We start from the raw sequence: 10,796 nt of genomic DNA on the forward strand, positions 1-10,796 counted from the left end.
GGAAACAAGGGGGAAAAGGGGGACCAGTGCGCCAGACAGTGCGCCGCCACCTGGGAAAACTTGTGGCGGGTGCCGCCATAGCGGTGACAGCGACCGCTGCCATGGTCGCCATCACGCTGCCGGGCCCCGCGGGGGCCGACGACTCCGGCAGCCGGAACGGGAGCCAGGAGCAGGGCCGCGGCGGTCAGGCAGCGGCGGACGGTCGGGGATCCGCTGATGCGCCCCGGCCGGGCGTGATCGCCGACGCGCCCGCAGAGGGGGAACGGGGAGTGGGGCGGGATCCGCTCACCGATGACGAGTTGGAACGCGCCGAGCAGCTCGCGCTCTCGCCGGCCGCCAGGGCGGAAGGCCGCAGTGTGACGGGCGACCGTGGCCCGCACCATCTGACCACCAACCTCGCCGAGCCGCTGCCGTCCGAGGCGGACGCCGGGCCGCGTCGCGCCGAGGTGCGCTTCTACGACTACCGGAGCGACGAGCTGGTCACCAAGACCGTCAACCTCGACACCGGCAAGGTCGAGCGGACCGGCACCCAGCACGGGGTCCAGCCCTCGCCGCACCGCGAGGAACTGCGTGAGGCACTCGAGCTGATCCTCGGGGACCCGCTCGGCGCGGACCTCAAGGCCGACTACCAGCACGCCACGGGCAAGCCCCTGACCACACCCGACCAGCTGTGGTTCAACGGAGACGTCTACCGCCCGTACCGCGAGGAGAACGTTCCGGACAAGCTCGCCGAGTGCGGCGAGCACCGCTGTGTCCGCATGGTCACCAAGGTCAAGGACGGCGCCTGGATCGACACGCGCAATCTGATCGTCGATCTGAGCGCCAGGACCGTTGCCCGCGTCGGCTGACCCGGCCCGCCCCGCCACGCCACCGCTTCCCTTTCCGCACTTCCGTCACGAGGGAGTTCGTACGTCATGCACGTCAACAGAGTTTCGCGTGCCCGCAGCCGGGGCGCACTGCTTGCCGCGGCCGCGCTGCTGGGCAGTGTCGGCGCGGCGACCGGTCCGGCGTCCGCAGCCCCGGCCGACGCACCCTCCGCCGCCAAGGCCGCTCCGCCCCGGTCCGACTGCAGCGACGCCTTCCGTATCCAGCAGACGCTCGACGGTGGCACCACCTGGCGCATGTGCTGGCGCTACGACACCGACTCCGGTCTGATCCTGGACAAGGTGACCTACCAGCCCAAGGGCGAGCCCCGCCCCATCCGCGTCATCAACACCGCCAAGCTGGCACAGATACATGTGCCGTACGACGACGGCGGCGCCGAGTACGACGACCTCACGGGCGCCGGATTCGGCTGGGGGCTGCAGAACCTCAAGGGCGGTGAATGCCCCGGCGGCACCGTCAAGAAGGTCAAGGTGCCGGAGGCGGGCTACGTCAACGGCCTGTGCACCACGACCCGTTCACGTGGCCACGCCTACCGGCTGGCCAACGACGAAGGCACCAAGGTCTGGCAGTCGCAGGGCAAGGACCTGCTGCTCTACACCGTCAACAAGGTGGCCTGGTACGAGTACATCACCGAATGGCGCTTCTCCTCCGACGGCACCATCGCCGCCAACGTCGGCGCGACAGGAAGCCTTGCGCCCGACGACTACAACGGGACCGACGGACGCGGCTGGCCGATCGGCAAGGGTGCCCGCGACTACGCCACCAGCCACTCGCACAATGTCTTCTGGCGGCTGGACTTCGGCCTGGACGGCAGCAACAAGGGCCGGATCGAGCAGTACGACTCCAAGGTCACCGCGCCGACCGGCAACGGCAGCCCGAAGGTGAGGACGACCCGGACGCCGGTCACCAAGGAGCTGGCCGGGGACGCCCGCACCATGCGCTGGTGGCGCGTGGTGAGCGAGAGGGGCAAGAACAAGGACGGGCACCCCCGCTCCTACGAGATCGTGCCCGGCACCTCGGCCAAGCACGCCGGCCGCGGATTCACCAAGCACGACATCTTCTTCACGCAGAACCGCGCCTGTGAGCAGTTCGCCAGCAACAACATCCGCGACTGCGGTCGCAACACCCCGGACAGCGTGGACAAATGGGTCAACGGTGAGAATCTCACCAATCCTGTCGTCTGGGTCAACATCGGGTTCCACCACATCGCCCGGGACGAGGACCAGCAGCCCATGCCGGTCCACTGGCAGGGCTTCCAGCTCGCCCCCAGGGACGTAACCGCTATGAATCCGCTCACTCCGGCCGATCTCGCCGATCAGAACGGCAAGCACAATCACGGAAGTTGAGGAACCAGCCTGACGATCCTGCTGCACCGTCTCCCGCTCCCGGAGTACGCTTCCTTGATCGTTGAAGGGGGCAGGGAAGGCGGTGCGCGGGTGAGCTCGGGAGGGCTGGAGCTACCCCCCGGTGACGCAGGTCACGAGGGGGACTCCGCCGAGGTCCCGCCAGGAGCGGTCTCGCTCGCGCGACCGATGGAGATCGGGGCGGAGCTGGACTGGGGTGCGGACGCCTGGAGCGAGGTGCGTACGCGCGCCCAACGCGCCGGGCGGGCCTACATCTGGCTGAATCTGGTGGAACAGCGGCTGCGGGCCGTGGTGGCCGCGGTGCTGCGCCCCATCTACGACCCGGTCCACGGCGAGGACTGGGTGGTCGCCGCGGCCGGCCCTGCGGGCCAGGAGTGGGTCCAGCGCGCCGTGGCGGTACGAGAGGTCTCCCGCCGCAAGGGATACCTGCTCGATCCGGCCGACGACAATGTGCTTTCCTTTCTGACCCTGCCCCAGCTGCGGGAGCTGATGGTCCAGCACTGGCCGTGCTTCGAGCCGTACTTCGACGACCGGCGCGACGTCGAACTCGCCCTCGACGAGCTGGAGGTCACCCGCAACGTCGTCTCCCGCAACCGGGCTCTGAACGAGGCGGTACTCGCCCAGGCCGAGCGTGCCTCGTCCCGGCTGCTCGAGATTCTCGGCAGCGGCGCCGGCGTGCCCTCCGCGGACCGTCTCCGCGTCGACGCCGTCGAAGACCTGGTCGGCGACCGCTACGCGGACGTGGTCTCCGTCCACCCCGACCGGGTGCGGCTGCAGCGCCAGCTGCCCGCCGAGGACCTCTTCGGCGGCGCACGACGCCTCGACGCCATCGGCATAGCCCTGAATCTGCTGGTCCAGAACTTCTCCGGCCGCAGGCTGGTCAAGCTCGCCGAGTCGGGGTGCCGGGTCCGGCTGCTGTTCCTCAATCCGGCGAGCAGTGCGGTCAAACGCCGGGAGCGCGAACTGAACATCAGGAAGGGTGAGTTGAGCCGCACGGTGGAGATGAACATCCTCCATATGCGCCGTGTCCGCTCCCGGCTGCGCGACCCCGGCGCCTTCGAGATCCAGGTCTTCGACGAGACGCCCCGCTTCACCGCCTATCTGGTCGACGGCGATGGCGCCGACGGGCTCGCGGTCGTCCAGTCCTATCTGCGCCGGGCCCGCGGTATGGAGGCTCCCGTGCTGGTGCTGCGCGGCGGCGGACGCTCCGTGGTGCGCACGGGGCATGACGGTGAAACCGGGCTTTTCCAGACCTATCGCGAGGAGTTCGAGTCGGTGTGGACCGATTCGCGGCCCGTGTCCTGACTGTCAGTGGCGCGTGCGAGAGTGGTCGTCAACTGGGGGAGCACCACCGCATCACCGAAGAAGGGGGCAACCATGGCCTGGCACCGTGAGCCGCTGGTCGGCTTCGACCTGGAGACCACCGGCATCGATCCTCTCGACAACCATGAGCCGATGGCTGGTTCGGGAACGGGGGCGCTGTGATGAGCTGGTCCAGCGGGCCGATGGTTGCATTCGACCTCGAGACCACGGGCACCGACATCGAGACCGATCGCATCGTCACTGCGGCAGTTGTCACGTTGGATTCGGGCGGGCGCCTCGCGCAGGAGCGGACATGGCTGCTCGACCCCGGAGTGGTGATTCCCGAGCAGGCTGCGGCGATCCACGGCATCTCCACGGATCAGGCCCGCAGGCACGGGGTCTCGGCTGCTCCTGCGATCGAAGAGATCACCCGGCTCGTCGCGCAGGTCCTCCGTTCCGGCACGCCGCTGGTGGTGATGAACGCGCGGTACGACCTCTCCCTCTTGGACCGGGAGTGCCGGCGGCACGAGGTCGAACCGCTCTCGGAGCGGCTGGGTGCGACGCCGTCCCCGGTCATCGATCCACTTGTCCTCGACAAGCATGCGGACCGGTACCGGAAGGGGAGGCGCACCCTGGAGGCGCTGTGCGCACACTACGGGGTGCCGCTCGACGAGGCGCACAACGCGGGAGCCGACGCTGTGGCCGCCGCCCGCACTGCGCGGCGGATGGGTGAGACGCACCCCTCCATAGGCTCGGTGCCGCTGGCGGATCTGCATGAACTTCAAGTGCGTGCGGCGGCCGAGCAGTCGGCCTCCTTGCAGAGATACTTGCGGCGCACGTCGAATCCGACGGCGCAGATCGAGCCTGCGTGGCCCGTCATCCCGCACAGTCGCTGACGCGCTTCGCGGGGGCCGGCCGGCATCCGTCGACGCACTGCGGTTCGTGATGCCGGTGCTCTCGCCGACGGTGCCGACCGGTCATCGATGACGGCGGGGCGAGGACAGCACTCGGGCGCGGGCGGCAGCCAGTGCGACCTGGACCGCATGCTCCGCGGTGGCCTCATCGACCGATTCCCCGGTGAGCAGGAGCCGGAAGTAGATCGGTGCGACAAGGGTCTTCAGGAGCTCCGTCGGATCCGTTCCTACGGGCAGTTCGCCGCGCTCGACAGCATGGGTGACGACTGGTCCCGCGCGACGGAAGCGGTCGTCGAACAGGGCGCGCTTGATTCCCGCGAGTTCCGGGAGCCGGACGGCGTCGGAGAGCACTGCGGCGAGCAGGGCTCGGCCTCCCTCGGTGGTCATGGTGGCGACAAGGGAACGTGCCAGCTCGCGCAGGTCGCTCTCGATCGCTCCGGTGTCGGGAATGGGGATGTCCACGGCGAAGTGGCCTACCAGCGCATCGGCGACGAGACGCTCGCGGTCCTTCCAGTTCCGGTAGATCGTCGTTTTGTGGACCCCGGCTCGTTGTGCGACGCCGTCGATGGTCAGGGCGGGGTAGCCGGTCTCGGTCAGCTCGGCAAGGGTCGCCGCGAGGACGGCGGCGCGCATCCTCTTACCTCGCCCGGCCGTGCGGGCCTGGCCCATCGGAGGGTCAGCAGACTCCATTGCAACTCCCAGTTGCGTTGACGTGGCGACGCAGGCATGGCACGCTCAGGCTATCGCAACTTCCCGTTGCGATAGATCGGCTCGTCGTCCTACTGGAATGCAGGCCGTCATGGGTGCGACGCGGTACGCGGCTCACCCGCGCGGACGTGCGCGCCCAATCCCACCACTTGTTGTGAAGAGGAATCCCATGGCACACGACCCCAACGGGACCGCTACCGGAGGTGCCGGGGCCGCCCCTTGCGGAGCAGGTCACCGACCTGGAAGTCCGACTGTGCCGCAGGTCGCCCACGCAAGGTGGACGTCGGCCTCCATCCCCGACCAGTCGGGGCGCCTGGCCGTCGTGACCGGTGCCAACAGCGGCATCGGCTATGTGACCGCCCGTGAACTCGCTCGCCGCGGCGCCCACGTCGTCCTGGCCTGCCGCAGCCCCGAACGTGGACAGGCCGCCCTGCGACGGCTGTGCGGCGAGGTGCCCGGTGCCCGGGCGGAACTACGCAGACTTGACCTCGCCGACCTGGGCTCCATTCGTGACTTCGCCGACGGCTGGGACCACGAGAACCTCGATCTGCTGGTCAACAACGCCGGTGTCGCGATGGTGCCGTTCGCGCGGACCGCTGACGGCTTCGAGTCGCAGTTCGGCATCAACCACCTCGGTACGTTCGCCCTCACCGGGCTGCTGATGCCCCGTCTGCTCACCGCGGCTGACCCCCGTGTGGTCACCGTCAGCAGCGAAGGCCAGCGCTTCGCCCGCTTCGACCTGAACAACCTCAACGCCGAACGCCGTTATCGCACGGTGTTCGCCTATCTCCAGTCCAAGCGCGCCAACCTCTACTTTGCCGTGGAGCTGCAACGCTGGGCCGACGCGGCCGGACTGAGGCTGCGCAGCATGGCCGTCGCCCCCGGACTCACGCGCACCAATGTGCTCACGGGCGGCGCCAACAGCGACCGGGGACGGCTGTACGGGGCCCTGGTACGCCTGCTCGTGCGCTCCGTGTTCCGCCCCACTCCCACTGGCGCCAAGACCTCCCTCCATGCCGCGACCGTCCCGGATCTGCCGGGAGGTAGCTATGTCGTGCCCGACGGGCTGCTGCAACTGCGCGGCGAACCCGTCCTGCGCGAGGGTGAGCGCGCCATGCGGGACACCATCACGGCGCGTCGCCTCTGGCGTCTGTCGGAACAGCTCACCGGCGTGTGCTACCGGCCGCCGACCCCCACGGCACCGACATCGACTTCACCGAGAGGGTGCCGGACTGAACCAGAGGCATGAGCCAGGCACGCCGACACAGCGGCCTGTTTCCAGCGCTTCCTGCGCAAGAAGAGCACCGAGGGTGCGGTGGTGGATGCCTCCTGGCCGCTGCGCGATCTCACCCCGGCCGTGAGCTGAGCGACGGTCAGAAGGGGTACCAGCGCACCTCGGGGTCGTCCTCGCGCAGGGACGCCACCCGGCGGCGGAACTCGGCGAGGGCCTTGGGGTCGGCCGGCGCGTGCTGGGCCACCCACGCACAGCTCGCCGTCTCCCGGGCGCCGCGCAGGACCGCGCAGCCCTCCCAGTCGCGTACGTCCCAGCCGTACGCCTCGGTGAAGGCGTCGTAGGCGCCGGGGTCGAGACCGTACCGGTCCCGGGACAGCGCCATGACCACCAGGTCGTGTTCGCGCAGGTCCGACGAGACCGTCTCGAGGTCGACGAGTACCGGGCCGTCCGGACCCACATGGACGTTGCGGGGCAGGGCGTCGCCATGGATGGGGCCCGGCGGCAGATGCGGGACGAGTCCGGCCGCCGCGTCGGCGAACCCGTCGCGGCGCGCTCGCAGATACGCCGCGTCGGCGGGGTCGATCGCCTCGCCCGCCAGCCGCAGCCACCGTTCGACACCGCCGAGCAGCTCGCGGCGGGGAAGCGTGAACGAGGGGGAGGGCAGCGCGTGGACCAGGCGCAGCAGACCGGCCAGATCGGCGGACTGCGCAGGACGTACGGCATCCGACAGCCGTTGCCAGAGGGTCACCGGACGGCCCGCGACAAGCCGGGGCTCCGGCTCGGCGGCCCGTACCGCGGGCACACCGGCGTCGGCCAGCCAGGCGGCGACGGCCAGTTCGCGCTCGGCCCGGGGCAGCAGCTCGGCGTCCCGGCCCACTTTCACCACCAGATCGCCCGCCGCGAACACGGCGTTCTCGCCGAGCGCCAGCAGCGTCGCGTCGGCCGGGAGCCCGGCGGCCGCCAGTACCTCGCGTGCCTGCGCCTCGTCCATCGGCCACTCCCACCGCTCACCGCTGTTGCGAATCCGCCAAAGTCTCGCATCCGTGCACGCTGCCTTGACGAGTCCACGGACCGTCAGGACGATGACGGGGGCCGCCAGGGCGGCACGATCCGGTGGATACCGCAGTGATCAGGACGAGCCGCCCGAAGGAGTCGATGACGTGACATGGGCGACCGCAACGGCGCGGTCCGGGAAACGCGCGGACCACGGAGCCTGGTTCCTCGTCCTTCCGGCACTGATCCCCATCCTGGTGCTGAGCGTCGGCCCCCTCCTCTACGGCATCGCGCTGGCCTTCACCGACTCCCAGGCGGGCCGCACCGAGCCCACCGAGTGGATCGGGGCGCTGAACTTCCAGGACCTGCTGCACGACACGCTGTTCTGGGACTCGTTCCGGATCGGCCTGCTGTGGGCGGTGGGGGTCAGCGTCCCGCAGTTCCTGCTGGCCCTCGGCCTCGCCCTGCTGCTCGACCAGCGACTGCGGTTGCGCTGGCTCGCCCGGGCGCTGGCGATCATCCCCTGGGCCATGCCCGAGGTGGTCGTCGGCATCATGTGGCGGCTCGTCTACCACCCCGACGCCGGTATCCTCAACGAGACCCTCCGCGGCCTGGGCCTCGGTGACGGCCGGGACTGGCTGACCGGACTCGCCACAGCGCTGCCCGCCGTGATCGCCGTCGGCATCTGGGCCGGTATGCCGCAGACCACCGTCGCCCTGCTCGCAGGGCTCCAGAACACCCCGCACGAGCTCCACGAGGCCGCGGCGCTGGACGGCGCGGGTGCCTGGCGGCGATTCCGTACCGTCACCTGGCCGGCACTCAAGCCCGTCGCCCTCGCGATCACCGCGCTCAACTTCATCTGGAACTTCAACGCGTTCGCACTGGTGTACGTGCTCACCGGCGGCGGACCGGGCGGGCGTACCCGCCTGCCCATGCTCTTCGCCTACGAAGAGGCCTTCCGGTACGGCCAGTTCGGGTACGCGGCGGCGATGGGCTGCGTCATGGTCGCCGTCGTCTCGGTGATGCTCGCGTTCTACCTCGTAGGACGGCTGAAGGGAGGGGAGGACATATGACGGCCCTCCGCACCGGCAGGTCCGCGCGCGCCGGCCAGTACGTGGCGCTGCTGTGCTATCTCGTCTTCCTCGCCTTCCCGTTCCTGTGGCTGGTCTCGACCGCCTTCAAGCCGCCACGTGAACTCGGCTCGCTGCACCCCACCTGGATCCCGGAGAACCCGACTCTGGAGAACTTCAGCCAGGCCTTCGACGAGCAGCCGCTGCTGCGGGCCGCGGGCAACAGCCTGCTGGCCGCCCTCGCCGCCGCCTTTGTCGCCGTCGTGATCGCGACGCCGATGGCCTATGCGATGGCCCGCACCCGCGGCAAGCTCGCCACGGCGGCAACCGGCTGGGTCGTCGTCAGCCAGGCGTTCCCCTTCGTCCTGGTGATCATTCCGTTGTTCCTCGTCCTGAAGAACCTGCATCTGATCAACACCCTGGTCGGTCTGGTCACGGTGTACGTGGTCTGGTCGCTGCCGTTCGCTCTGTGGATGCTGGTCGGGTACGTACGGGCCGTGCCGCGCGAGTTGGAGGAGGCCGCGGCCGTCGACGGGGCGGGACGGGTCCGCACCCTCGTCTCGGTCACCGCGCCACTGCTCGCCCCGGGCATCGTCGCCACCGCGCTGTTCGCGTTCATCACCGCGTGGAACGAGTTCTTCTTCGCACTCGTCCTGCTCAAGACCCCCGAGAAACAGACCCTGCCGGTCGTCCTCACGCATTTCCTCGGCGCGGAAGGTGCCGCCGACCTCGGACCGCTCGCCGCGGCCGCGTTCCTCGCGACGCTCCCGTCGCTCGTCATCTTCGCGGTCATCCAGAAGCGGATCACAGGCGGCATGCTGGCCGGGGCGGTGAAGAGCTGATGCACGTACGTATGCTGCCGGCGGTTCTCGCCGCGCTCGCACTGCTGCTGACCGGCTGCGGAGGGGACGGCGGGGAGTCCGACGCGACGATCCGGCTCCGCTTCCAGTCCCTCGCCTGGCAGAAGGAGTCCGTGGACGCCAACAAGGAACTGGTGAAGGAGTGGAACACCACCCATCCCGGCATCCAGGTCGAGTACGTCCAGGGCAGCTGGGACAGCGTGCACGACCAGCTGCTCACCTCCTTCGAGGGCGGCGAGGCACCGGACATCATCCATGACGCCTCCGACGACCTCGCCGACTTCGCCTACGGAGGCTATCTCGCCGATCTGCGCGAGCTGCTGCCCGAGCGTCTGAAGTCCGACATCCCGCAGTCCAGTTGGCAGACGACCACCTTCGGCGAGGGCATCCACGGCGTGCCCTTCCTGCAGGAGCCCCGTGTCCTGATCGCCAACAGGAAGCTCCTCGAGTCCTCCGGTGTCCGGGTCCCGAGCGTCGACGAGCCCTGGAGCTGGGAGGAGTTCCGCGAGGTCACCAAGGAACTCACCCGGCAGATGGGGGAGGGCAGGTACGGTGTCGCCTGGCCGCTGAAGGAACCGGTGTCCGTCACCCTCAACCTCGGGCTGTCCGCGGGCGGCAGGCTCTTCCGCCGCGGCGACGACGGCAAGGTCACCATCGGGTTCACCCGCGGAGACGCCGTGGTGCCCGGTACGATCCGTGACCAGGTCAACACGGACAGAAGCGCCGCCCGCAGCACCCTCGGGGTGGGCGGCTCGGACACCCTGCCCGGCTTCTTCGGCGGCAAGTACGCGATGGTGCCGCTGGGATTCTCCTACCGGCAGCAGATCGTGCAGCAGGCGCCTGAAGGTTTCGAGTGGACGGTGCTGCCCGCCCCGGCCGGGCCGGGCGGACCTGCCCAGGGTGTGAGCCCGCAGACCCTCTCCGTGGCCGAGGACAGCGCACACAAGAAGGAAGCGGCGCAGTTCATCGACTTCATGCTGCAGCCGCCGAACATGGTGCGGCTGGCGCTGGGCGACTGGATGCTGCCTACGGGTATCGAGGCGCTGCGCGATCCGGCGCTGCGCACCGCGAAGGACGGCTGGGCCACGGGCGCGGCGCTCGCGGCCCATCTTCGCCCGGCTCCCGCGCAGTCGGTGCGCGGCTACCCCGAGTGGAAGGACAAGGTGGCCACACCGGCGTACCAGGAGTTCTACAGCGGTGCGATCGACGCCGAGGAGCTGGAGAAACGGCTGGTCGACGACGGCAATCCGGTGCTCGCGCGCTACCAGCGGTAGAGCCACCCATGTTGGTTGGCCGTCGCTCCGTTCGTGCCCGTGCCGACGCAGGCAACAGAAGCCGAACGAACCCGCTGAAGGCAGAGCGAGCCGGGTGCGTCTCTCGTGCGTTCCCGCGCGTACCGGTCCGAAGGCGCTTTCACCAGGCGCCACTTGGGGAACTACAGCCAGCCGTTGCGGCGGAAGAGGGAA

Annotated in this window: 10 protein-coding genes; 8 read left to right on the forward strand and 2 right to left on the reverse strand. The window is 69.6% G+C overall.

The genetic code is table 11. From position 1 onward, the window contains the following. Positions 1 to 26 precede the first annotated feature (26 nt). From ACFYWI_RS36895 to ACFYWI_RS36910, 4 genes are all read left to right on the forward strand, one after another. Positions 27 to 848, forward strand: coding sequence for a Tat pathway signal sequence domain protein (locus ACFYWI_RS36895; protein ID WP_389240307.1), 822 nt, complete (start codon positions 27 to 29; stop codon positions 846 to 848). 66 nt (positions 849 to 914) lie between these two features. After that, the gene (locus tag ACFYWI_RS36900) at positions 915 to 2,231 is read left to right on the forward strand and encodes a copper amine oxidase (protein ID WP_389240309.1); all 1,317 of its coding nucleotides are present in this window, start codon (positions 915 to 917) and stop codon (positions 2,229 to 2,231) included. Positions 2,232 to 2,321: 90 nt separating this feature from the next. Continuing rightward, on the forward strand, positions 2,322 to 3,554 hold the full coding sequence (locus ACFYWI_RS36905; RefSeq protein ID WP_389240311.1) for an SAV2148 family HEPN domain-containing protein: 1,233 nt from the start codon (positions 2,322 to 2,324) through the stop codon (positions 3,552 to 3,554). Positions 3,555 to 3,733: 179 nt separating this feature from the next. Then, complete coding sequence (locus ACFYWI_RS36910) at positions 3,734 to 4,447, forward strand: 3'-5' exonuclease (RefSeq protein ID WP_389240313.1); 714 nt, start codon at positions 3,734 to 3,736, stop codon at positions 4,445 to 4,447. An 81-nt stretch (positions 4,448 to 4,528) separates the two neighbouring features. On the opposite strand, the gene ACFYWI_RS36915 is transcribed toward ACFYWI_RS36910, so the two are convergent. After that, positions 4,529 to 5,098: a TetR/AcrR family transcriptional regulator gene (locus ACFYWI_RS36915; RefSeq protein ID WP_389240315.1), complete on the reverse strand. Its 570-nt coding sequence runs from the start codon at positions 5,096 to 5,098 to the stop codon at positions 4,529 to 4,531. A 328-nt stretch (positions 5,099 to 5,426) separates the two neighbouring features. Here ACFYWI_RS36915 and ACFYWI_RS36920 point away from each other — a divergent pair, with 328 nt between their 5' ends. Beyond that, positions 5,427 to 6,422 (forward strand): oxidoreductase, encoded by a 996-nt coding sequence (locus ACFYWI_RS36920; protein WP_389240317.1) that lies wholly within the window; start codon positions 5,427 to 5,429, stop codon positions 6,420 to 6,422. Positions 6,423 to 6,546: 124 nt separating this feature from the next. Here the strand turns inward: ACFYWI_RS36920 and ACFYWI_RS36925 are convergent, their stop codons facing one another. Continuing rightward, the gene (locus tag ACFYWI_RS36925) at positions 6,547 to 7,398 is read right to left on the reverse strand and encodes a phosphotransferase enzyme family protein (RefSeq protein ID WP_389240319.1); all 852 of its coding nucleotides are present in this window, start codon (positions 7,396 to 7,398) and stop codon (positions 6,547 to 6,549) included. A gap of 169 nt (positions 7,399 to 7,567) precedes the next feature. On the opposite strand from ACFYWI_RS36925, the gene ACFYWI_RS36930 reads away from it, so the two are divergent. The 3 genes from ACFYWI_RS36930 to ACFYWI_RS36940 are packed head-to-tail and all read left to right on the forward strand — an operon-like array spanning position 7,568 to position 10,604. Further along, entirely contained in the window at positions 7,568 to 8,473 is a 906-nt protein-coding gene (locus tag ACFYWI_RS36930; RefSeq protein ID WP_389240321.1) for a carbohydrate ABC transporter permease, read from the forward strand. Continuing rightward, positions 8,470 to 9,312 carry a carbohydrate ABC transporter permease gene (locus tag ACFYWI_RS36935; protein WP_389240323.1) on the forward strand — a complete coding sequence of 281 codons (843 nt, stop codon included), beginning with the start codon at positions 8,470 to 8,472 and terminating at the stop codon, positions 9,310 to 9,312. Before ACFYWI_RS36930 ends, ACFYWI_RS36935 begins: the two co-directional genes overlap by 4 nt. Further along, on the forward strand, positions 9,312 to 10,604 hold the full coding sequence (locus ACFYWI_RS36940) for an ABC transporter substrate-binding protein (protein WP_389240325.1): 1,293 nt from the start codon (positions 9,312 to 9,314) through the stop codon (positions 10,602 to 10,604). Before ACFYWI_RS36935 ends, ACFYWI_RS36940 begins: the two co-directional genes overlap by 1 nt. Positions 10,605 to 10,796: the final 192 nt, after the last annotated feature.

Origin of the sequence: Streptomyces sp. NPDC002889 (genome assembly GCF_042888425.1) — a bacterium.
GTDB lineage: Bacteria > Actinomycetota > Actinomycetes > Streptomycetales > Streptomycetaceae > Streptomyces.